Annotated in this window: 23 protein-coding genes; 17 read left to right on the top strand and 6 right to left on the bottom strand. The window is 42.3% G+C overall.

Annotation, left to right across the window (positions count from 1 at the left end):
• Positions 1-12: 12 nt before the first annotated feature.
• The 4 genes from ABTP35_RS07505 (at position 13) to ABTP35_RS07490 (ending at position 4132) form a co-directional block, all read left to right on the top strand.
• Positions 13-516, top strand: coding sequence for a DinB family protein (locus tag ABTP35_RS07505; protein WP_293297693.1), 504 nt, complete (start codon positions 13-15; stop codon positions 514-516).
• 10 nt (positions 517-526) lie between these two features.
• A complete protein-coding gene (locus ABTP35_RS07500) occupies positions 527-1654 on the top strand; it encodes a P1 family peptidase (protein WP_293297696.1) in 1128 nt (375 codons plus the stop codon).
• Positions 1655-1752: 98 nt separating this feature from the next.
• A complete protein-coding gene (locus ABTP35_RS07495; RefSeq protein WP_293297699.1) occupies positions 1753-2892 on the top strand; it encodes an SPFH domain-containing protein in 1140 nt (379 codons plus the stop codon).
• 145 nt (positions 2893-3037) lie between these two features.
• Positions 3038-4132: a DNA helicase PriA gene (locus tag ABTP35_RS07490; RefSeq protein ID WP_293297702.1), complete on the top strand. Its 1095-nt coding sequence runs from the start codon at positions 3038-3040 to the stop codon at positions 4130-4132.
• A gap of 110 nt (positions 4133-4242) precedes the next feature.
• Here the strand turns inward: ABTP35_RS07490 and ABTP35_RS07485 are convergent, their stop codons facing one another.
• Genes ABTP35_RS07485 through hemH form a run of 4 tightly spaced genes read right to left on the bottom strand, consistent with a single transcriptional unit; the run spans position 4243 to position 8672 of the window.
• Complete coding sequence (locus ABTP35_RS07485) at positions 4243-5346, bottom strand: lactonase family protein (protein ID WP_293297705.1); 1104 nt, start codon at positions 5344-5346, stop codon at positions 4243-4245.
• Positions 5347-5399: 53 nt separating this feature from the next.
• Positions 5400-6776 (bottom strand): MATE family efflux transporter, encoded by a 1377-nt coding sequence (locus tag ABTP35_RS07480; protein ID WP_293297707.1) that lies wholly within the window; start codon positions 6774-6776, stop codon positions 5400-5402.
• Between the two features lie 38 nt (positions 6777-6814).
• Entirely contained in the window at positions 6815-7606 is a 792-nt protein-coding gene (locus ABTP35_RS07475) for a DUF3050 domain-containing protein (RefSeq protein ID WP_293297710.1), read from the bottom strand.
• Between the two features lie 19 nt (positions 7607-7625).
• Entirely contained in the window at positions 7626-8672 is a 1047-nt protein-coding gene (gene hemH / locus ABTP35_RS07470; RefSeq protein ID WP_224835856.1) for a ferrochelatase, read from the bottom strand.
• Between the two features lie 146 nt (positions 8673-8818).
• Here hemH and ABTP35_RS07465 point away from each other — a divergent pair, with 146 nt between their 5' ends.
• The gene (locus tag ABTP35_RS07465; RefSeq protein ID WP_293297714.1) at positions 8819-9883 is read left to right on the top strand and encodes a mechanosensitive ion channel domain-containing protein; all 1065 of its coding nucleotides are present in this window, start codon (positions 8819-8821) and stop codon (positions 9881-9883) included.
• Entirely contained in the window at positions 9883-10734 is an 852-nt protein-coding gene (locus ABTP35_RS07460; RefSeq protein ID WP_293297717.1) for an N-acetylmuramoyl-L-alanine amidase-like domain-containing protein, read from the top strand. The genes ABTP35_RS07465 and ABTP35_RS07460 overlap by 1 nt, the downstream gene beginning before the upstream one ends.
• Here ABTP35_RS07460 and ABTP35_RS07455 read toward each other — a convergent pair.
• Entirely contained in the window at positions 10720-11478 is a 759-nt protein-coding gene (locus ABTP35_RS07455) for a ThuA domain-containing protein (protein WP_293297720.1), read from the bottom strand. The two genes, ABTP35_RS07460 and ABTP35_RS07455, sit on opposite strands and share 15 nt — an antisense overlap.
• A 10-nt stretch (positions 11479-11488) precedes the next feature.
• The gene (locus tag ABTP35_RS07450) at positions 11489-12379 is read right to left on the bottom strand and encodes an AraC family transcriptional regulator (protein ID WP_224835852.1); all 891 of its coding nucleotides are present in this window, start codon (positions 12377-12379) and stop codon (positions 11489-11491) included.
• Between the two features lie 198 nt (positions 12380-12577).
• Between ABTP35_RS07450 and hemA the strand changes: the two genes are divergently transcribed.
• Genes hemA through ABTP35_RS07395 form a run of 11 tightly spaced genes read left to right on the top strand, consistent with a single transcriptional unit; the run spans position 12578 to position 21880 of the window.
• Positions 12578-13834, top strand: coding sequence for a glutamyl-tRNA reductase (hemA, locus tag ABTP35_RS07445; RefSeq protein ID WP_293297724.1), 1257 nt, complete (start codon positions 12578-12580; stop codon positions 13832-13834).
• On the top strand, positions 13831-14757 hold the full coding sequence (gene hemC, locus ABTP35_RS07440; protein ID WP_293297727.1) for a hydroxymethylbilane synthase: 927 nt from the start codon (positions 13831-13833) through the stop codon (positions 14755-14757). The genes hemA and hemC overlap by 4 nt, the downstream gene beginning before the upstream one ends.
• Positions 14735-15397, top strand: coding sequence for a uroporphyrinogen-III synthase (locus ABTP35_RS07435; RefSeq protein ID WP_293297730.1), 663 nt, complete (start codon positions 14735-14737; stop codon positions 15395-15397). The genes hemC and ABTP35_RS07435 overlap by 23 nt, the downstream gene beginning before the upstream one ends.
• The gene (hemE, locus tag ABTP35_RS07430; RefSeq protein WP_224835848.1) at positions 15394-16419 is read left to right on the top strand and encodes a uroporphyrinogen decarboxylase; all 1026 of its coding nucleotides are present in this window, start codon (positions 15394-15396) and stop codon (positions 16417-16419) included. Before ABTP35_RS07435 ends, hemE begins: the two co-directional genes overlap by 4 nt.
• Positions 16416-16901, top strand: coding sequence for a DUF6973 domain-containing protein (locus ABTP35_RS07425; RefSeq protein ID WP_293297735.1), 486 nt, complete (start codon positions 16416-16418; stop codon positions 16899-16901). The genes hemE and ABTP35_RS07425 overlap by 4 nt, the downstream gene beginning before the upstream one ends.
• 6 nt (positions 16902-16907) lie before the next feature.
• Entirely contained in the window at positions 16908-17441 is a 534-nt protein-coding gene (locus ABTP35_RS07420) for a GNAT family N-acetyltransferase (protein ID WP_293297738.1), read from the top strand.
• Entirely contained in the window at positions 17431-18333 is a 903-nt protein-coding gene (hemF, locus tag ABTP35_RS07415) for an oxygen-dependent coproporphyrinogen oxidase (RefSeq protein WP_293297740.1), read from the top strand. Before ABTP35_RS07420 ends, hemF begins: the two co-directional genes overlap by 11 nt.
• A 22-nt stretch (positions 18334-18355) precedes the next feature.
• Positions 18356-19144 (top strand): PhzF family phenazine biosynthesis protein, encoded by a 789-nt coding sequence (locus ABTP35_RS07410; protein ID WP_252081100.1) that lies wholly within the window; start codon positions 18356-18358, stop codon positions 19142-19144.
• A gap of 29 nt (positions 19145-19173) precedes the next feature.
• Positions 19174-19539 carry a four helix bundle protein gene (locus ABTP35_RS07405; protein WP_293297744.1) on the top strand — a complete coding sequence of 122 codons (366 nt, stop codon included), beginning with the start codon at positions 19174-19176 and terminating at the stop codon, positions 19537-19539.
• Positions 19540-19577: 38 nt separating this feature from the next.
• Positions 19578-20567, top strand: a complete 990-nt coding sequence (hemB, locus tag ABTP35_RS07400; protein WP_293297747.1) for a porphobilinogen synthase — start codon at positions 19578-19580, stop codon at positions 20565-20567.
• A gap of 11 nt (positions 20568-20578) precedes the next feature.
• Positions 20579-21880 (top strand): serine hydrolase, encoded by a 1302-nt coding sequence (locus tag ABTP35_RS07395; protein WP_293297750.1) that lies wholly within the window; start codon positions 20579-20581, stop codon positions 21878-21880.
• The last annotated feature ends 2 nt before the right edge of the window (positions 21881-21882 follow it).

The raw sequence follows: 21882 nt of genomic DNA, 5'->3' as shown, positions 1-21882 counted from the left end.
TAAAAATTATATATGTCATCTACCCAGGAATATTGGCTCAGCGGCCCAATAGAAAATGTACCGTCACTTTTACAGCCCGCTGCCCACGCTTTGTTGCAATCAGTCAGGGAAACAAAGAGCTATTTGTTGGATTTTCCAGAAGAAAAACTCTGGGACACACCGTTCGGCAGGGCTTCCGTAGGATTTCATCTCCGTCATCTTACCGGGGTATTGGACCGATTGCTTACCTATGCCAAAGAAGACTCATTGACAGATGCCCAATTCCAATTCCTTAAAAACGAAGGCAATGAAGAAGGAGCTCCCTCTTCCCAACAATTGATTACGGAATTTGAACAGAAAGTGAACGAAGCATTGGACTATTTTAAAACTATTCCTGAATCTACACTTACCCATGAGCGATTTGTGGGTCGAAAAAAACTGCCGACCACCGTAATAGGACTAATTTTTCACTCGGCAGAGCATAGTCAAAGGCATGTGGGACAGTTATTGGTAACGGTTAGTGTGTTAAAAGGTTGATAAATCAAATATGAGCAAATCCAAAACAAATGTTCTTGTTCTTTTCTTCATACTTCCAATAGTAATGATGGCGCAAAACCGTCTTCGAGACCATGGGGTTGAAATTGGCGTTCTCCAACCCGGAATATTCAATGCCATTACCGATGTGCCAGGTGTTCAAGTGGGACATATCACTCGTAATGAAGGAGAAAATATTAGAACTGGAGTAACGGCTATCTTACCGCACTCAGGAAACATTTTTCAAGAAAAAGTGCCAGCGGCCATTTATGTGGGCAACGGATTTGGTAAGTTGGCGGGATATACCCAAGTAAAAGAATTGGGTGATTTGGAAACCCCGATAATCCTGACCAATACTCTTAATGTTTCAACAGCGATGAATGCGGTAATCGGTTACACCTTGAAACAAAAGGGCAATGAAAATGTTCGGTCGGTTAATTCCGTGGTCGGGGAAACCAATGATGGTTATCTTAACGATAGTCGAGGACGTCACGTTACCGAAGCTGATGTACTCCAAGCCATTTCTTCAGCCAAATCTGGTGCTGTTCCCGAAGGAAACGTAGGTGCAGGAACAGGAACCATTTGTTTTGGATTTAAGGGTGGTATTGGCACCTCCTCAAGAGTATTGCCCAAAAAATCTGGTGGTTACACCGTGGCCGTTTTGGTGCAATCCAATTTTGGAGGGGTTTTGCAAGTTGCAGGAGTTGAAGTGGGAAAAAAACTGGGACGTTATTCCAATAGTTTCAAATATTCTCCTGATGGTTCTTGTATGATGGTGGTGCTTACCGATGCTCCATTGGATTCCAGAAATTTGGAACGATTGGCCAAACGAGCTATGCTCGGTCTTTCCAGAACAGGAGGAATTGCCAGTAATGGGAGTGGCGATTATGTGATTGCGGTTTCCACTGCCGAGGAATGCAGAATTCCTTATGAAAGCGAAAGTCCAATTCAAACAGTTCCAACCTTGCGCAATGAAGCCATGACCCCACTCTTTTTGGCCACCATCGAAGCTACCGAAGAAGCAATCCTTAATTCCCTTTTTGCAGGGGAAACCACTATTGGACGAGATGGTCATAGAATTGAGGCGCTTCCTAAAGAAAAAGTTTTGGAAATGTTGAAGGAAGCAGGAAAAATGGATTGATTTTTCAATCACTGTAACAAACTTCCATCATTTTACACTAATCTAACGGAGACTTTCTCCTTTTTTTATAAATTAATCATCTAAATAAAAACACTACCATGGATATTTTTGGAAAGATCAAGGAAAAACTCAGTAATGAATTTATTGATATTATTGAGTGGCTCGACTATACCGATGACACCATTGCGTATCGATTTGAGCGCTATCAAAATGAAATAAAGAACGGGGCCAAGCTCATTGTTCGGGAAGGACAAACTGCGGTTTTCATCAACGAAGGTCAATTGGCCGATGTTTTTGAACCTGGCACTTACGACCTTACAACTCAGAACCTACCTATTTTAGCTACCCTAAAAGGTTGGAAATATGGGTTCAACTCTCCATTTAAAGCAGAGGTTTACTTTGTAAACACCCACTTGTTTACCGATGAAAAATGGGGTACAAAAAGCCCAATTACATTAAGCGATGATCGCTTCGGATTGGTGGAAATCCGTGCTTTTGGGACCTATGCCTTCAAAATTTCCGATGCAGGCAAGTTTATCAAGGACATTGTAGGAACCGACAGTAATTTTACCAATTACGAAATCAACGAACACTTAAAAAGTCTGATTGCTACACGGTTCACGAATACCGTTGGCCAAGCCAATTTGCCCATTGAACTATATGCTGCCAACACTACGGAACTTTCTGATACTTGCCGCGAGGTGATGTCTCCCGAGTTTGAGAGTGTGGGTATTTCCTTGGAGAAATTCTACATTGAAAACGTATCCATGCCCGAAGATCTTAAAAAGGAAATCTTCGAGTACAGCCGTATCGACAAACTTGACCTGGACAAATTGACCAAGTTCAAGACAGCCAAGGCTATCGAGGCCGCTGCCCAAAACGAGGGCGGAACCGCTGGAGCAGGAATGGGCATGGGCATGGGATTTGTATTGGCCCAACAAATGGGCGGTATGATGGGCGGAAATATGCAAGCTGCCCCACAACAAGCTGCACAGCAAACACCTGGAGCTGTTCCACCTCCAATGCCAACGCAGACCATGTACTATTATGCCACCAACGGAGTACAACACGGACCGGTTACATTTGAACAGATGCAATCCCTTTTTGCCTCAAGAACCATTAACCGTGATAGTTTGGTTTGGAAACAAGGCATGTCGGCTTGGGCATCTCTTAAAGAAGTGGAAGAATTAAAATCGTTTTTGGGAGGAAATACCCCGCCGCCATTACCAACAGAGTAATCTTTTTATTGTCATTTCGAAATGAGTTGCAAAACAACGATTGAGAAGGTTCATCACTAGAAACACTCTAGGGGTTTCTCACTTTTGTTCGAAATACTAATTTATCTCAATTGATATAGATATCCGCCCCGGCGGAAAAGCAAGCATGGAAGAACCAACAATTCAAAAGACCGAACTCAAAAAAGCCTGTGTCAATTGTGGCGCAGAGCTTAAATACAAGCCCGGTACTACCCAGATAAGCTGCGAATATTGCGGACATTTGGAGACCATTGCCTTGGATGAAAACGGGTTCGAGGAATTGGAGCTGTATCCTTTTCTTGAAGAAATGGGTGCACAAAAGCACAGTGAGGAAATTTCTATGCTCCATTGTAAAAACTGTGGCGCGGATCAGCACGTAGAGGAAAACTACAAATCCCTGCATTGTGTGTATTGTGGTCAACCCTTGGTTATTGAAGATACCTACAAAGAAGAATGGATTCTTCCTGGTGCCGTACTCCCGTTTCAAATAGATAAGAAAAAGTCTTTTGGGATATTCAAAAATTGGGTTAAGCGCTTATGGTTTGCCCCAAACAACTTAAAAAAAGCAGCGCTCGACCCCCAATTTACCAAAGGTCTGTACTTGCCCTACTGGACCTTTGATGCGCAACTGTTCGCCACCTACACCGGCCAACGGGGCGAATATTATTACGAGACTAAAAGAGTACGCAATTCCAAAGGAAAAATGGTGACCCAAAGGGTACGGAAAACTAGATGGTACCCTGCATCTGGACAAGTTTCAGGATTTGTGGACGATACCTTGATCAAGGCATCCCACCAAAAAACAGGCCGGATTCCAAACAAGATTGCATCTTGGGACTTAAAAAAACTACAACCTTTTGATAGTGGTTTCCTGTCTGGGTTCGTGACAGAAAAATACACGATTCCCCTTAAAGATGGGCACCTGCGTTCCAAAGAAATAGCAAGGGATATAGCGGATACTTGGTGCCGAAGGGATATTGGCGGGGATACCCAACGCGTACATTCCATGAACATGAGTTTGTCCGAAGAAACCTTTAAACATATTCTATTGCCTGTTTATGTCAGTGCTTACCGATTCAATGGAAAGGAATATAATTTCTTTATAAATGGGGAGAATGGGCGAATATCTGGATCAAGACCCTACAGTTTTTGGAAAATATTCTTTGCTGTCGTAGCTGTACTTGCCGTTATTGGTGTAATTGTATTGTTAGCAAATAAATAGAATAAGGTTAACTATGTCATACTGAGAAGTCCTATAAAACGACAAAGTATTTTATACTTAATCCACTTTCCTCCAACTACACTCAAACATCAACTCAAAATAACATCCTATCAACTACCCAAAAACACCAAACAAACAGGGTTTGGGTGGCTGGTCTCATTCAAAAAAATCAAGGTTCCGTTTTCTTTATCTCTTTTAAAAACTGCAATATTGCTGGTCTTTTTATTGGCGACCAACAAGAATTCGCCCGTTGGGTCCATGGAAAAGTTTCTGGGCCAATCCCCATGAACCAATTCTCTTCCGACTAATTCCAATTGGCCTGAATCGCCATCTACCCCAAAAATCACGATGGTATTTTCTCCTCTGTTGGAGCCATATAAAAACTTACCGTCAGGTGACAAATGAATGTCTGCACAAAAGCTTTCTCCATCAAAATCTGATGCCAAGGTTGGCACCACCTGAACTTCTTGGTAATTTCCTTCGGCATCCTTTTCAAAAACTGAAATGGTACTGTTCAATTCATTGATGACATAGAGCGTTTTTCCATTGTTGCCAAAAGTAAAGTGGCGAGGACCAGCCCCATCTTCGAATGGCAAGGAATACTGTTCGGCTGGAACAAACTTTCCATTTTTTTCATTGTATCGCTTCACTGCATCCAATCCCAAATCGGTAACCATTAGTCCATCTGTATTAAACTGGGCCATGTGCGCATGCGATGTTTTAACGGAGTCCAATGGTTTATGATCGATGATTTGTGGATTTTCAGATAGAGAACCGTCTTCATTAAGGGAGAAAATAGAAACATTGCCACCGGTATAGTTGGCAACGGCCAAATGTCCGTCTCCAGAAAGTGACAGATGACAAGGATGTGCCCCTTGGGTTCCCATGCTGTTCTGAAGTTCCAAAATATCATCTTTCAACTTAAAAGCGGTTACACCCCCGCCCAAACTATCAAAATTGGCAGTTTCTTGGACCGCATACAGGTTCTTTTTGTCTTCCGAGATGGCCAAATAAGATGGGTTCGTCAACTTCGCCGCCAGTTTTTTGCTGGACAGTTCCCCTGTACTCGAATCAAAAAAATACGCGTAGATACCTTCACTATCTCCATCGGTATACGTTCCAACAAATAGGGTGTACATGGGTTTTTCTTGAGGTTTTTCCGCACAAGCGATTGCTAAAACAGCAACTATGCCCGCTAGAATAATTTTTTTCATGGATGTTTAGTTAGGCCACCCAAATTAAACATTCTAAATCAAAATAAAGGGGTTTAAGAGAGTTCGTTCTTGATTTCCTTTTGAAGAAAAATACCGGTCACAATGGTCGATAGCAGATCGGCAATACAAAATGAGAGCCATACACCCAACTCGCCCATAAACTTGGGCAACACCAAAATCAACGGGATAAAAAAGAAGCCCTGTCGGGTCAAAGTGAGCAATAAGGCGGGAATGGCTTTGCCAATTGCCTGAAAATATGCGGCACCTATTAACTGTATGGCGATAATGGGAGTCGCGGCAAACACCAAGCGCATGGCCAAAGGCGTATGCTCCAAAACAAAATTGTTGGTTGCCAGTTCTTCGGCAGATAGCTCTGGCCGGTCACTTAGGAACAATGAGGCGATTTCCGAGGGAAAAACCATAAGAACCACAAAAACAAGGGTGGCTACCAAGGCTGCATATTTAATTGCCGTATAGATGGATTGTTTTACTCTTTCAAATTTTTGGGCGCCATAATTGTACCCAGCTATCGGAAGAAATCCTTGGGTTACGCCAAAAACGGGGAACAGGGCAAACATCAACATCCTGCCGATTATGGCGTACACCGCCACCATGGCCTCACCACCGAGGTTGAACAATATATTGTTCATCAACAAATAGGTAATGCTGGTAACGGCCTGTCTGGCCAAGGTCACAAAACCCAACGAGCCAATTTCCCGAAGAATGGGTCGATCTAGTCCAAAATGGGAAATATCTATTTTTAATTCCGAATTTTTGGACAGGAAAAAATAAAACACGTAAAAGAAACATAGTAAATAACCAACCGTGGTGGCCCAAGCGGCCCCATGCATACCCCAATCGAACACATAAATAAAAATGTAGTCCATCAAGAGGTTCCCAACGGACGGGATGATCATAGCGATCATGGCAAATCGAGGTTTTCCCTCTGCACGTATCACGGTGTTTCCCATCATGCAAAGTGCAAGAAAGGGCACTCCGTACAAAATGATGGTATAATAAATCTTGGCTGGTTCAAAAATGGACCCTTTGCCGCCAAAAGCTGGAATCAGGTTATCCACAAAATAGAGCCCCAGTGCCACCATGGAAATAGTGACCAACAAGGTCAACGTAATCTGGTTTCCGAACGTTTTAAGGGCCTTTTCCTTGTTATTTGCTCCAAGTGCCCTCGAAATAATGCTGGAACCCCCAATACCAATCGCCATGCCCAAGGCAGCGATAAAGAAGGATACGGGTAACACTACATTGATTGCGGCAATGGCAATGGAGCCTATCCAGTTGCCTACAAAAATGGAGTCCACCAATACGTTCAGGGACATTACCAAGATACCAATCGATGCGGGTACGGCCTGTTTGATCAGTAATTTTCCGATGGGTTCTTCGCCGAGTTCGCTTGAGGTTATTTTGGCCATGCCGGATTAAAGCTTTACATATTTTGTTGGTTGCTTAACTACAGGGTTCCCACCAACTTGCTCTTTTTCTTTTCCAATGTTTGTGCAATGCTATTCCAAAGCGCAATTCTCACCTTTAATGCCTTGGTGCTATAAACCTTAACATCGTCCCATTTTTGCTCATCTGTACCGCATAGGGATTTGATCATACGTAGGGCCAAAGGGCCGTGCTCATCGCCATCCAGCTCTATGTGCCTTTTAAGATAATATTCCAATTTTTTGTACCTGCTCGGCCCATTTGAGCCAGATTGTTCAATAATGCTCAAGAACATATCAGGAATTAAATCCTCCCGGCCAAAGGTAAATGCTGCTGCAATTATATGCGGTTGTCGGGTACTGATAACATCAAAAGTAAATTGAAGAAAATCCTTTTCTGCTTGGTTGAGTTGAGCTTTTTTAATTTGATCGGAGATTTTATCCAAATTATTGAACGAAGAAATAGTTGCTTGCACTTTCTCCGTATCTGCACCAACCTCTTTCATGGCGCCGAGGTACATTTCAAAATGACTTTTAGGCTCTCCCAACTCGTTCCGGTCCGTTTCTTCCTCCAAGACAATTTCGTTGATGAAACGAGCCACCTCGGTATTGGGGCGTGGCTGCCAGGGCAAATCTACACAAGTTAAGCTGCGCTGAAGTGCTTTTAGGAGCGACATAAAATCCCAAACGGCATACACATGGCTTTCCATAAAGGTTTTAATGTCATCCAACGAATCCAATTGGGTATAAAGTAGGTGATTTTTGAGCGTATTGCGAAGGGGTTCAAGTTCTTTCCCCAGATTTTCAATTTTCATATTCTCTTTGGTTTCGGACTTATCGGATATGGGTTTCTGGCAAAGCACCGTTAACTTCCCATGCTTTGATCCATTTGGCCATAAGTTGGGCCCAGTCGTCGCGGTCGTTCAAGCATGGAATGTGGATGTAGTCTCCACCGCCTGCTTCTTGGAACTGTTCCTTGCCTTCCATGGCAATTTCCTCAAGAGTTTCTAGGCAATCGCTCACAAATGCAGGAGTGATCACGGCCAATTTTTTTATACCTTCTTCCCCTAATCGTTCAAACTCCTTGTCGGTAAATGGTTGCAGCCAAGGGTCACTGCCCAATCTGGATTGGAATGAGGTGCTCACCTTATCTTCTGGCAAATTCAGCTCTTTCTTTACCAGTTCGGTAGTATCGTAGCATTGATGGCGGTAACAGGTATGGTGCGCTACGGAATTGGTCTTGCAACACTGCCCGTTCAGCTGACAGTGGAACTTGGTGGGGTCTGATTTTCTGATATGCCTCTCCGGAATTCCGTGATAGGAAAATAGGATATGGTCGTAATCGAAACCCTTTAAACCTTCCGCTATACTTTTGGATAATATTTTGATGTAATCTGGATTACTGTAAAAGGCCGGTAGAGTGGTCATTTGCATATCAGGGAAATCTTGTTGTTGCACCTCCAGTGCTTTTACAACAACCGTTTCATAGGAAGACATGGCATAATGTGGGTACAGCGGCACCAAGAACACCTCATCGACCCCTTTCTCCTTCAATTCTTGTAACCCTTCTTTAATGGACATGGAACCGTATCTCATGCCCAATGCCACTGGTAATTCGATTTGATTTCGGACCTTTTCTGCAAACCTTTCCGAAATAATGATCAAAGGAGAACCTTCGTCCCACCAAATTTTAGAATATGCTTCGGCGGATTTTTTTGGGCGAGTATTCAGAATGATTCCTCGAACTATAATATTCCTTAAAACAGGATTTACATCGATTACCCGTTCGTCCATCAAAAACTCATCCAAATACGGCTTAACATCTTTGGCTGTTGGGCTGTCCGGCGACCCAAGGTTGACCAATAAAACTCCTTTCTTCACACTTATTTGTTTTGAGCAGCTAAAATACAACACCAAGAGGACTTCGCCTTTTGTAGCTTACAAAACTTTCTTATGATGAAATAATGAATATCGATTTTGTTTAGACTTTGGGATTGCCTTGAATTATTCTGTCTTATTTTTGGAGTATGGAGTCCTTTTATGATACAGTTTCCAAAGAGTCGCTTATTTACTTGGGCGTTGCCCTTCTTGTGCTCGTTCTCCTGTTTTGGGGTACAGCAGCGCTGATGAAACGATTGGGCAAGAATCAGAAATATCTTTTGCCCAAAAGTTCTTTTAAACGATTGGCTACGCCATTGGTTTTGATTTTTATTGCCGTACTCCTTAGGATGAAGGCATTACGTGACCTCCTTAACCTCGAGGATGCAGGATATTGGTTTAGAAAGGCCAGCACCATCCTATTTATTTTTGCCATGGCGTGGGCAATGATCGCCATGTTAAAGATTATAAAAGCGGTAATCATTAAAAACTACGACATTGGTGTTGCCGATAATTTAAAGGCACGTAAAGTTTATACACAGTTTACAATTCTGGAGCGTATTTTTATTTTTATCATAGTCTTGCTTGCAACTGGTTTTGCATTGATGAGCTTTGAAGAAATCCGTGAGGTGGGCATCAGTATTTTTGCTTCTGCAGGAGTGGCGGGTATCATTATCGGGTTTTCGGCACAACAGTTTATCGGTACTATTTTGGCTGGCATCCAAATTGCCATTGCCCAACCCATTAAACTTGATGATGTGGTAATTGTGGAAGGGGAATGGGGCCGTATCGAAGAGATTACTTTAACGTATGTTGTGGTGAGTATTTGGGACAAAAGGCGTTTGATCGTGCCTACACCTTACTTTATCAATCAGCCCTTCCAAAATTGGACCAAAACATCTGCTGATTTAATGGGAACCGTTTTTCTGTATGTGGATTATAATGTTCCGTTTGATAAAATTCGAGAAGAACAAACAAAAATCCTGAACAATACCGATCTTTGGGACGGTAAGGTAAACGTAGTACAAGTTACCGATACCAAACCAAATTATTTGGAAATTCGATGTTTGGTCAGTGCCAAAGACTCGTCCACGGCCTGGGACCTCAGGGTGTATTTAAGGGAAAAACTGATTGTTTACCTCCAAGAAAATTACCCAGAAAGTATTGCTAGAACCACAAGATTGACGGTTGAACATAAAAATGAAGAAAATTGATGAAACAAACTATACTCGCTCTTTTGTTGACTTTGGGATATGGGTTAAATGCACAACAGATTACCTGTTCCCCAGAGGACAAATCGCTTTTTGAAGTTAAGCTTTTGGACCTAATGCAAACCAAAGGTGCCAACTTGGGCGACACCATTGCACAGGTGGGCCGATCGTTCCTTGGAACTCCGTATGTGGAAAAAACTCTCGAAGTTGGTGATACGGAAACTTTGGTGGTGAACTTCGGCGGATTGGATTGTACAACGTTTGTAGAAAATGTATTGGCATTTAGCCTGATGCTGCAAAACCAGCAAAAGGATTTTGAAAGCTTTACGGACAATCTGGAGACTGTTCGGTATAGAAACGGCAGTTTAAACGGGTATCCTTCTCGTTTACACTATTTTACAGAATGGATTAGGAATAACGAGCGTAAGGGGTTGGTAAAGGACATCACCGAGGAATTAGGGGGCGAGAAACTGGAAAAGTCCATTAATTTTATGGGGACCCATCGTAACCTGTACCCTTTTTTGGCCAGCGATGAGAATTTTGAAGCAATGTTAGAGGTGGAAAAGGCACTGGCCACAGAAGAAATTTGTTATTTGCCAAAGGACCAAATAGAAAGCAAGGAACACCTGATAAAATCCGGGGACATTATTGCTTTGGCCACATCTATAAAAGGATTGGACGTAACACATACCGGAATTGCATTGCACAGACCCGATGGTAGGTTGCATCTATTACATGCTTCCAGTAAGAATGGTGAAGTAGAGATTTCCGAGTTGCCGTTGGCGGATTACCTCAAAAACATCAAAAGCAATATAGGAATCATTGTTGCCAGACCTGCTTTAGTCTCTTTTTAAACACCATTCGATAGCGCCCAAAAGATGCTGGCGGAACATAGGCTCATTGAACGAATCGTCCGTATGGCCTCCCCCTGTATAAAAGGCCCTGCCACCATCGAACTCTTGGAACCAGGCAATTGGATGATCGGGTCCATTGGTGCCCCCTTCATAACTGGTCTCGTCCAAATTGAGCAATACGGTAACATCGGGACTGAGATTTTTATAATTGTACCATTCATCTGTTCTGGTCCAAGTTTCCTTCAAGTGGGCAGTGGACGGGTGTATATTGTTTACCACATCAATTTTAGCTTTTCTCACATTAGGGTCATTTGGATGGGAATCAAAATAGCCCCCTATCAATTTACCGTACCAATCCCAATCATACTCGGTATCGGCAGCGGCATGCACACCCAGAAAAGCACCACCTCCTTTAATAAACTGCTCAAATGCAAGCTGTTGAGTATGGTTCAGCACATCCATGGTTGTGTTCAAAAAAACCACTAGCTTGTAATTATCAAGATTTAAGGTATTAAAATCATCTCCGGATTCGGATTGCAAGGCAATAAAACCATTTTGTCTGCCCAATTCCCTAAAGGTCTGCACCCCTTTTTCTATGGATTTATGCCGGAATCCTTGAGTTTTGGTAAAAACAAGAACCAAATCGGGCATTTTTTGCGTATTCTCTTTTTCAGCGGGTATATCTTGTGCCGAAACATGAAGGGCAAAACAGAAGCTGAGTAAATACAGCGCAAATTTTTTCATAAGGGTTTAATTAGGCATTTGAAGTTAAATATTTTTTAGGTGTTGTGCCGAACTTCTTTTTAAAAGAAGCAATAAAATGACTGGCGGTACTGTACCCTACTTTTAATCCCACCTCGTTTACATTGTGCTTTCCTGTTTCCAACATTTTACGGGCATATTCCATTTTGTAATCGAACAAAAAGCCAAAAACAGAGTCTCCATAAATTTGTTTAAAGCCTTCCTTTAGTTTTTTAAGGCTTAACCCAACCTCTTGCGAGAGTTCTGCAAGTGTTGGCGGTTCAGCCATACGGGAAATCATAATTTCCTTGGCCATTCGAATTCGGCGAACATTGTCCTCGTCTGCCAAGTAGGGGCATTGTTCAAGATCGGCATCTTCGGTTTTATTAAAGTACAGGGAGATCAACTCGTACACCTTGCCTTTTAAATACAGTTTTTTTATGGATGGATGCAAATTATAGTTCATTAACTGGCTAAGGACAACGGCCGTGGCCGGAGATACCATTTCTTGAGAATAGTATTTCTTCTCCTTGTTTTCGTCACTTAAGAAAGGAATATAATCCGCTTCGTCGGAAAACAGGGAATGGAACTTCCTTATCGTCATAACTACGGAAAGCAGCCAAGAGCCAGGCGAGACCACCAGATCCAAGGGTAGGTCTTTTTGGGTGTTGTACAAGAGCAACGAGTTTTCCTCATTTACTTCCAAATAGTAGTTCCCTTCATTAAAATTGAATTTGGACCTCCCCTTTAAACAAAAATGGAATTGGATGTACGTGCTGTCTATTTCACGCTCAATAAGTCTAGGGTCCTTGGAGTCGTTCTGAATCTTTAAGATGTAAATTCCGTCCTCTACTAAAATTTCATCATAGGAACCGCTAGCGATATTTTTTAAGTTGTTTTTCAATTTGGTTTAGATGTTTTGTTAATTTAGAATGGCTCTAAATTGTGTTCTGCAATATCAAATTTATCAATAATATCAATACTTGACGTAAATTTTATCAAAAATAAAATACAAAATAAATAGTAGTGGCCTATCTGGTTCCGCTACCGTTATTTTTTGATACATAAGCCTGTTAATTTTGTTCTGCGATTTATATCCTTTATGAGGAACTACCATATTTCAAAACATAATTCCTTCTACGCCATTGGGTTGAGTTACAAGAAGGCGGATGCAGAGGTTAGAGGAAAGTTCAGTCTGGATGTTCCTGCCATTGATCATATATTGGGCAAGGCGAAGGAAATGGGCATCGATGGACTTTTGGCCATTTCTACGTGCAACAGGACCGAACTGTATGGATTTGCACAGCACCCCTATCAACTTATAAAGCTGTTATGTGAGGAGACCAAAGGCACTGTGGAGGAATTCCAGGAAGTGGCCTATGTATATAAAAACCATGACGCGATTTCCCATATGTTCAAAGTAGGGACGGGTCTAGACAGTCAGATTTTGGGTGATTTTGAAATCATCAGCCAGATCAAACAAGGTTTTTACCGTGCCAAAAAGCAGGAAATGGCCAATCCATTCTTGGAACGTTTGTGCAATTCGGTGATCCAGGCCAGCAAACGCATTAAAAACGAGACGGAACTATCTTCCGGGGCCACCTCGGTTGCATTTGCATCGGTAAAATATATTCTGGATAATGTGGATAATATTTCCAATAAGAACATTTTACTTTTCGGGACTGGCAAGATTGGACGGAACACCTGCGAAAATTTAGTAAAACACTCCAACAATTCCCACATTACCCTGATCAACAGAACCAGGGAAAAAGCAGAGGATGTTGCAGGCAAGTTTCAATTAACGGTAAAGGATTATGGTGATCTGCAGTCCGAAATACGAAAGGCCGACATACTTGTTGTGGCCACAGGGGCCCAATTGCCAACCGTTTCGAAAGCTTTGGTATACACTAAAAAGCCCTTATTGATTTTGGATCTGTCCGTACCCAAAAACGTATCCGACGATGTAAAAGAGCTGGAGAACGTTACCTTGGTGCATTTGGATCAGCTGTCGCAAATTACCGATGAGACTTTGGCCAAAAGAAAGGAATTTATCCCAAAGGCAGAAGCGATTATTGAGAAAGTGAGAAAAGATTTCCTTAAATGGTTGGAAACGCGAAAGTTTGCTCCGGTAATCAATGCCCTTAAGGACAAACTGAACACAATGAAAACTGAAGAAATCGATTTTCAGACCAAAAAAATAGAAGGTTTCGACCAAATTCAAGCAGAAATCATCTCCGATAGGATCATACAAAAAATTACCAAACAGTTTGCCAATCACTTAAAGAGCAACGAAGTGGATACGGAGGACAGTCTGGAACTTATCCAGAAAGTATTTCAGCTAGAACTACATTCCAAATGAGCAAGATAATCCGCATTGGAACCCGCGATAGCGAATTGGCGCTGTGGCAAGCCACTACCGTTCAAAATAAATTGGAAACACTAGGGTACGATACCATTTTGGTACCCACAAAATCCATGGGGGACCAAGTGTTGGACAAACCTCTGTACGAGTTGGGCGTTACCGGTATTTTTACCAAAACACTGGATGTAGCCTTGTTAAAGGGCGATATAGATATTGCTGTACATTCCATGAAGGATGTACCCACCCAACTCCCTAAAGGCATAGTACAAGTGGCCGTACTTGAGCGCGCCGTTACCCACGATATTCTGGTACATAAAGGTTCTGGTTTTTTGGAACAGGACCAACCTACGACCATTGCCACGGGCAGTTTGCGCAGAAAAGCCCAATGGTTGAACAAATACCCCGACCACAAAGTGGTGGACCTTAGGGGAAACGTAAACACTCGCTTGTTAAAACTTATCGAGAACAACTGGCAAGGTGCCATTTTCGCACAAGCAGGATTGGAGCGTATAAAACTATTGCCCAAAGACGCCATTAAATTAGATTGGATGGTTCCCGCTCCCGCACAAGGTGCCATGTTGGTGGTCGCCAAACATGAAGATGACTTTACACAACAGACATTGGCCCATCTTAACCATTCGGAAACCGAAGTGGCAACAACCATAGAGCGTGAATTTTTGCGCACTTTGGAAGGAGGATGCACTGCCCCAATAGGAGCATTGGCCCAAATAAAGGATAAAAAAGTGCATTTTAAAGGCGTAGTGTTCTCTTTGGACGGCAAACAAAAGATTGAAATTAAAAAAGAGGTGAAACTGTCCGAAGCAAAGGACCTTGGCCAGGCGTGCGCGGAAGAAGTGCTAAAAAACGGCGGTGATAAATTGATGCAGGAAATCAGAAATGAAAACAGTGCTGTCCACTAAAATATTAAGCCCGTCACAAAAAGAACTTTTTCTAAATTCCGGCTTGGGATTGGTGGAATACAATGCGCTATCGATCGAGTTTCTCGAAGACAAGATACCTTTGGAACACAAAAATTACGTTTTTACCAGCCAGAATACAGTCAAGGTTTTTATAAAGCAAACCGAAGGATTGGACAGGGCCGGGTTTCGTGCATTCTGCGTAGGCGATAAAACGCGATCGCTTTTGGAAGAAAATGGAATATTGGTCGTGGAATCCACGCAGTATGCTTCAGAATTGGGAAAAGTTATTGCACAAAAATACCGCTGTGAATCCTTTTTGTTTTTATGTGGGAACAAAAGAAGGGATGATTTGCCCAATGCCTTTAAAAAAAATAACATTCGGTATAAAGAAATGATGGTGTACCGGACTCACTCGAACCCTAAGGCCTTCAATAGAAATTTCGATGGTATTCTTTTTTACAGCCCCAGTGGTATTCAAAGTTACTTGTTGGAAAACAAATTGGGCAACAGCATGTTGTTCTGCATTGGAAACACCACCGCTGCCGAAGCTAAAAAACATTCAGAGAATATAATTTTAGCCAACAAACCGACTGTTGAAAATGTGTTGGTACAGGCGATTAACTACTATAAGAACTTATGATAAAAAACGACTTGTTCCTAAAGGCTTTAAAAGGAGAAACCGTTGAGCGTCCACCCGTATGGATGATGCGACAAGCGGGACGCTATTTGCCAGAATTCATGGAACTTAAGAAAAAATACGATTTCTTTACCCGTTGCCAAACACCGGAACTGGCTTCTGAAATAACCGTACAGCCCATTCGGCGCTATGGCATGGATGCAGCCATATTGTTCAGTGACATCTTGGTAATACCCCAAGCTATGGACATCGAGGTGCAAATGAAGCCCAACTTTGGACCGTATCTTCCCAATCCGATCCGTTCGCAAAAGGATTTGGACCATGTGGTTGTTCCCGATGTTCATGACTCGCTTGGGTATGTAATGGATGCAATTGAAATGACAAAGGAGAAATTAAATGATGAAATTCCTTTGATCGGATTTGCAGGCTCTCCTTGGACCATTCTTTGCTATTGTGTGGAAGGGCAAGGGAGCAAAAGTTTCGACAAGGCCCGTGGTTTCTGCTTTACCCAGCCAAAAGCTGCCCACGAACTGCTTCAAAAAATAACCGATACCACCATTGCTTACCTTAAAGCAAAGGTTAAAGCTGGTGTTAATGCCGTACAGGTTTTCGATTCTTGGGGAGGAATGCTTTCGCCCGTGGATTATCAAGAGTTTTCATGGAAATATATCCAACAAATAGTGGATGCATTAAAAGATGAGGCCCCAGTAATTGTATTTGGTAAAGGCTGTTGGTTTGCATTAAAAGAGATGGCCAATTCAGGTGCTTCCGCAGTTGGGGTCGATTGGACCTGTTCTGCGCAAAATGCCAGATACTTAACGGGAGGAAACATCACGCTTCAAGGTAATTTTGATCCAGCAAGATTACTTTCACCCCCAGAAAAAATCAAGGAAATGGTGACACAGATGATCCGTGATTTTGGCAAGGACAAATACATTGTAAACCTGGGCCATGGTATTTTGCCCAACATTCCTATCGAGAATGCCCAAGCTTTTATAGAAGCGGTTAAGGAGTATAAAGGGTGAAGCTTTTTGCGATACTGAAACGGTTAGATGTAAAGAATCTCCTAAAGGTTATCGGTATTGGTTTGAGCAAGCCTCTCTTTATACTCCCGACTATAAGAGCAACAAAGGATTGCTTGGCCATTTCGAGCAAGTACTTTGGTAAACTGCACCATAAACATGGTCCGGCGAACGCATTTAGGCATGCACTATGGAATTATTTGATTGCCAAAAGATGTTTTGCCTGGAGCAGAAACGAAGAATCGGCAACCCAATGGGCAAAAAGGGTAACCGATTGGCACGAGGATTCGTTTCCAAACAAAAAATTGCCAAAACAAATGGATTTGCACAATAATGAGGTAGGTAGGTTTATTTATAGGCAAAATGCCGATAAAGTGGAGACCGAGGTTATAGCCAAGTTGAAAGAAATGACCGGTGAGTCCATCAAAATAAATGAAACGTCAAAACTTTCCAATTATAAATACCAAATGGTACATATTCTTTGATAAGTTATGATGAATACAGCTTTTCAAATAGATTATCTTAATCCGGACGATGCAGAAAGCTTATCTCTTTTAATGCGATCGAACCGGGAGATATTTGAACGTTTCTTCCCAAACACCCTGCAACAAAACCTTTCAGTGCTCGGTTCTCGAAACTACATTGAAAAAAAAGACCAAGAAATTGCTAAGAAAGAGGAGTTCACCTTTGCCATAAGAAAGAATAATGACCAAAGCATACTCGGCTTGGTCATACTAAAAAACATTGATCACAACATCGGAGAGGGAGAACTTGCTTATTGTTTGGACAGTGATTACCATGGTAAGGGCATCACCAGTTCTTGCATAAAACAAGCAATAGATTTTGCTTTTGATAAAATAGATTTAAAAACCCTTAAAATTATAGCGCATAAAACTAATCGAGGAAGCATTGGGGTTGCTCTAAAATGCGGTTTTCAATGGAAAAAAACAATCCAAAAAGCATATCGACCGCCCAACGAAGATTTTCTCGATATGGAACTTTACGAATTATATTATGAAGGATAAATTTTACGAATACATTCAAAAACTACAGGATACCATCACCCATAAATTGGAAGAGTTGGATGGTTCAGCTACATTTCAACAGGATTTTTGGGAGCGCGAAGAAGGTGGCGGCGGCAGAACACGGGTAATCGAAAACGGAGCAGTATTCGAAAAAGGCGGCGTAAATATTTCAAAAGTACATGGCCCGTTGCCCAAGAGTATGCAAAACTACTTTGGAGTGGAAGATGTGGACTTTTTCGCCTGCGGACTGAGTTTGGTGATTCATCCAAAAAATCCAATGGTGCCCACGGTGCATGCCAACTGGCGCTATTTTGAAATGTACGACAAGGAAGGTAACATTGTGGATCAATGGTTCGGAGGCGGACAAGATCTTACTCCCTACTACCTGTTCGATGAAGATGCCATTCATTTTCATTCAGTCTGTAAAAAAGCCTGCGATGCCCATAATCCGGATTTCTATCCCGACTATAAAAAGAAGTGCGACAACTACTTCTGGAATGCCCATCGGAACGAAGCCCGTGGGGTTGGTGGATTGTTCTTCGATTATTGCAAAGCATCCGAAGAAACCAGTATGGAAGATTGGTACAATTTTGTAACCGAGGTCGGGGACAGCTTTTTGGGGGCCTATGTTCCTATTGTCGAAAAAAGAAAGGAATTGCCGTACTCCCAAGCACAACGCGATTGGCAGGAGATTCGGAGAGGACGCTATGTGGAGTTCAATTTGGTGCACGATAAGGGCACGCTCTTTGGGTTGCGCACCAATGGCAGAATAGAAAGTATTTTGATGAGTCTGCCACCTCATGTACAATGGAGGTACGATCACCATCCAGAAAAGAACAGTGCCGAAGCAAAATTGATAGAAGTACTCCAATACCCAAAAGAATGGGTGTAATATGTAGTCGTAAAAACAAGCCATGAGACAGAAAATTTATCAAATTGATGCATTTGCCAACCAGACTTTTGCCGGCAACCCTGCCGCCGTTTGCATATTGGATGCCTGGTTGAGTCCAGAACTGATGCAAAACATAGCTCGGGAAAATAATTTGGCCGAGACCGCATTTGCCGTTAAAAAAGATGACACCTACGAAATACGCTGGTTTACTCCAGAGCTGGAAGTGGACCTATGTGGCCATGCCACCTTGGCTACGGCCTTCGTATTGTTTCATTTTTATAATTTAGATATGGATACCGTTCGGTTTTTCTCGCATCGTAGCGGAGAACTTACTGTTGCCAAAGCTGATAATGGCTGGTTAACAATGGATTTTCCGGCAGATATTCTTGTTGCGATCAAAAATATTGACGAGATCGATCAAGCTTTGGGTAAGCCCCCCATCAAAACCTTTAAGGGTAAAACCGATTACATGCTTGTCTACAGTTCTCAAAAAGAGATTGAAAAAATTGAGCCCAATTTTTTCCTTTTAGATCAAGTGGATGCCAGAGGAGTTATTGTTACCGCACCGGGCACCGAAGTGGATTTTGTATCGCGGTTTTTTGCCCCTTCCTGCGGTATACCCGAAGATCCGGTTACCGGTTCCGCACATACCTCCTTAACACCCTATTGGTCCAAAGAATTGGACCGGACCAAAATGACGGCAAAGCAGCTATCCAAAAGAGGTGGAGACCTGGTTTGCGAATATTTAGGGGATAGGGTTAAAATTTCTGGCAAAGCAGTACCTTATCTGGAAGGAGAAATAGATATTTAGGGCTAAGTCATAAGCTATAAGTTTAAGCTATGGTAAACTATAAAAATTATAAAGTATGGGAAAGGTCACATCGACTCGTTTTAAGCGTATATGGACTTACCAATAACTTCCCAAAATCGGAAGAATACAACTTAATTTCCCAAATGAATAGAGCCTCCGTATCCATCCCTACCAATATAGCAGAGGGTTGTGGTAGGGAAACACAAAAAGAATTTATTAGATATTTATACATCGCTTCAGGTTCTGCTCACGAATTGGATTACCTTTTGTTGCTGGCTTCTGACTTAGGATATATAGAATCAGAAACATCTAAAAACATTATTTCAGAAATAGACGAAATCAAGAAAATGCTTGCATCCTTGATCAAGACGATAAAAAAATCACTAAAAACTTAAATAATATAGCTTAAAGCTTACATCTTAAAACTAAAACCATGTACCCACTAATACGAAACCGAAGACTGCGCGCATCCGAATCCATTAGAAGATTGGTCCGAGAGACCCAAGTTACACCAGATGATTTTTTGGTACCGCTCTTTGTAACCGAAGGAAAAGGAATCAAAGAAGAAATTCCATCTATGCCCAACTATTTTAGATTGAGTCTGGACAATCTTGAAAAAGAAGTGAAAGAATTGTGGAAGATGGGATTGTGTTCCGTGCTACTTTTTGTAAAAGTTGATGATAAACTAAAAGACAACAAAGGTACTGAGGCCATTAATCCGAACGGGTTGATGCAACGTGCCATTAAAACCGTAAAAAATGCCTGTCCACAAATGTTGGTGATGACGGATGTCGCTTTAGATCCCTTTTCAGCATACGGGCACGACGGTATTGTAGCAGAAGGACAGATCTTGAACGACGAAACTGCAGAAGTGTTGGCCGAAATGAGCGTGTCCCATGCCCAAGCGGGCGCAGATTTTGTAGCACCAAGCGACATGATGGACGGACGAATCCTTACCATTCGTGAAGCCTTGGAAGATCAAGGCTACCTGAACACTGGCATAATGGCCTACTCCGCAAAATACGCTAGTGCATTTTATGGTCCTTTCCGCGATGCATTGGATTCCGCACCTGTGGATATTGCGGACGTGCCCAAGGATAAAAAAACCTATCAAATGGATTATGCCAATCGGTATGAAGCCATTAGGGAAACCCAAATGGACATTGACGAAGGAGCCGATATTGTAATGGTAAAACCCGGTCTGTGCTATTTGGACATCGTCCGTGAAATTAAAAATGAAGTCGATACCCCCGTTGCCGTGTACCAGGTATCCGGAGAGTATGCTATGGTAAAAGCAGCTGCAGAAAAAGGGTGGTTGGACCACGATGCCGTGATGTTGGAGCAATTGACCGCCATAAAAAGAGCCGGTGCAGACATTATTGCGAGCTATTTTGCCAAGGATTTTGTACGATCTTTGGGATAAACCTTTACCAAATGAAGAAAATATCCATTTCACTCTTGCTCATCACTTTAGTGATGCCCCTAACCTTTGCCCAACGCGAACTTATACACGCATATCCATCCAAATTAGGGTTCAACGAAGATTTCATCAATCAAAAAGTGGATTCTATTATGGAGATGGGCATCGACAGTTTGGCATTCCCCGGGGCTCAAGTTTTGGTGGCCAAAAATGATACGGTAATTTTTCACAAAGCCTATGGTTTTCACACTTATGATAAGCTGCGCCCTGTTGCCCTGAACGACATTTATGATTTGGCATCGGTAACCAAAATTACTGGGCCACTGCCAGCCCTTATGAAATTAGTGGACGAAGGCATATTGGACCTGGACAAACCTTTCAGTACCTACTGGAAACCTTGGCAAAATATAAAAGACAAAAAAGATCTTACGCTCCGCGAAATTTTAGCGCATCAGGCAGGGCTAGAGCCATATATTGTGTTTTTGCAACAAGTGCTCCGAAAAAATGGCAAGATCAAAAAACGGTTTGTCCGCAATTCATCCAATAAAAGATTTAAGGGACAAGTGTATGATGGTCTGTACATCAATGACCGTTTTGGAAGAAAAATGAACCGACTCATTGGCCGCTCCAAAGTTTCAGATGAAAAGAAGTATAGATATTCCGGTCTCACGTTTCTTATTTTCCCTAGTTTGATCGAGCAGCTCTCGGGAATCGACTATGAGACTTATCTGGATGTAAATTTCTACCGCCCATTAGGGTGCCATACCTTAGGATATCTGCCAAAAAACAACCATTACATAAATGCAATAGTGCCAACGGAAATAGATACTCTTTTTAGAAAATCCTTGGTAAAAGGTTGGGTACACGATGAAAATGCCTCGCTTATGGGCGGTGTATCCGGCAATGCAGGATTGTTCGGAACGGCGGACGACCTTGCCAAGATCATGCTTTTTTATCAAAATTATGGTATGATGGACGGTGAGCAACTTATTTCGGCCGAGACCGTAAAAGAATTTACCCAAGTGCAGTACCCGGAAAACGAGAATCGTCGTGGTTTAGGTTTTGACAAGCCATTGTTGGACAATGCCGAGCTTGCCCTGGAGGATGCTTACCCCTCTCCTAGGGTAGGGCCTAAAAGTTTTGGGCACTCCGGATTTACCGGCACCTTTGTATGGGCGGACCCAGAAAACCAACTTACATTTATTTTTCTGTCGAATCGGGTATACCCTTCCAGAAGCCATCGTCAACTGTACAATCTGAACATCCGGACAGCATTGCAGGATGTTTTTTATAAAGCTCAGGGTATAAGCCATTAAAT

It is taken from the genome of Flagellimonas alginilytica, from assembly GCF_042134605.1.
GTDB lineage: Bacteria > Bacteroidota > Bacteroidia > Flavobacteriales > Flavobacteriaceae > Flagellimonas > Flagellimonas alginolytica.
This window is presented reverse-complemented; position numbering and strand designations above follow the sequence as displayed.

Excerpts from the sequence above, each read along its gene's own strand:
- ABTP35_RS07420 (WP_293297738.1), top strand. The coding sequence starts at position 16,908 with ATGATGAATACAGCTTTTCAAATAGATTATCTTAATCCGGACGATGCA.
- hemF (WP_293297740.1), top strand. The coding sequence starts at position 17,431 with ATGAAGGATAAATTTTACGAATACATTCAAAAACTACAGGATACCATC.
- ABTP35_RS07455 (WP_293297720.1), bottom strand. The coding sequence starts at position 11,478 with ATGAAAAAATTTGCGCTGTATTTACTCAGCTTCTGTTTTGCCCTTCAT.
- ABTP35_RS07495 (WP_293297699.1), top strand. The coding sequence starts at position 1,753 with ATGGATATTTTTGGAAAGATCAAGGAAAAACTCAGTAATGAATTTATT.
- ABTP35_RS07480 (WP_293297707.1), bottom strand. The coding sequence starts at position 6,776 with ATGGCCAAAATAACCTCAAGCGAACTCGGCGAAGAACCCATCGGAAAA.
- hemB (WP_293297747.1), top strand. The coding sequence starts at position 19,578 with ATGTACCCACTAATACGAAACCGAAGACTGCGCGCATCCGAATCCATT.
- ABTP35_RS07395 (WP_293297750.1), top strand. The coding sequence starts at position 20,579 with ATGAAGAAAATATCCATTTCACTCTTGCTCATCACTTTAGTGATGCCC.
- hemA (WP_293297724.1), top strand. The coding sequence starts at position 12,578 with ATGAGGAACTACCATATTTCAAAACATAATTCCTTCTACGCCATTGGG.
- ABTP35_RS07500 (WP_293297696.1), top strand. The coding sequence starts at position 527 with ATGAGCAAATCCAAAACAAATGTTCTTGTTCTTTTCTTCATACTTCCA.
- ABTP35_RS07505 (WP_293297693.1), top strand. The coding sequence starts at position 13 with ATGTCATCTACCCAGGAATATTGGCTCAGCGGCCCAATAGAAAATGTA.
- hemE (WP_224835848.1), top strand. The coding sequence starts at position 15,394 with ATGATAAAAAACGACTTGTTCCTAAAGGCTTTAAAAGGAGAAACCGTT.
- hemC (WP_293297727.1), top strand. The coding sequence starts at position 13,831 with ATGAGCAAGATAATCCGCATTGGAACCCGCGATAGCGAATTGGCGCTG.
- ABTP35_RS07475 (WP_293297710.1), bottom strand. The coding sequence starts at position 7,606 with ATGAAAATTGAAAATCTGGGGAAAGAACTTGAACCCCTTCGCAATACG.
- ABTP35_RS07490 (WP_293297702.1), top strand. The coding sequence starts at position 3,038 with ATGGAAGAACCAACAATTCAAAAGACCGAACTCAAAAAAGCCTGTGTC.
- ABTP35_RS07435 (WP_293297730.1), top strand. The coding sequence starts at position 14,735 with ATGAAAACAGTGCTGTCCACTAAAATATTAAGCCCGTCACAAAAAGAA.
- ABTP35_RS07410 (WP_252081100.1), top strand. The coding sequence starts at position 18,356 with ATGAGACAGAAAATTTATCAAATTGATGCATTTGCCAACCAGACTTTT.
- ABTP35_RS07465 (WP_293297714.1), top strand. The coding sequence starts at position 8,819 with ATGGAGTCCTTTTATGATACAGTTTCCAAAGAGTCGCTTATTTACTTG.
- ABTP35_RS07485 (WP_293297705.1), bottom strand. The coding sequence starts at position 5,346 with ATGAAAAAAATTATTCTAGCGGGCATAGTTGCTGTTTTAGCAATCGCT.
- ABTP35_RS07460 (WP_293297717.1), top strand. The coding sequence starts at position 9,883 with ATGAAACAAACTATACTCGCTCTTTTGTTGACTTTGGGATATGGGTTA.
- ABTP35_RS07405 (WP_293297744.1), top strand. The coding sequence starts at position 19,174 with ATGGTAAACTATAAAAATTATAAAGTATGGGAAAGGTCACATCGACTC.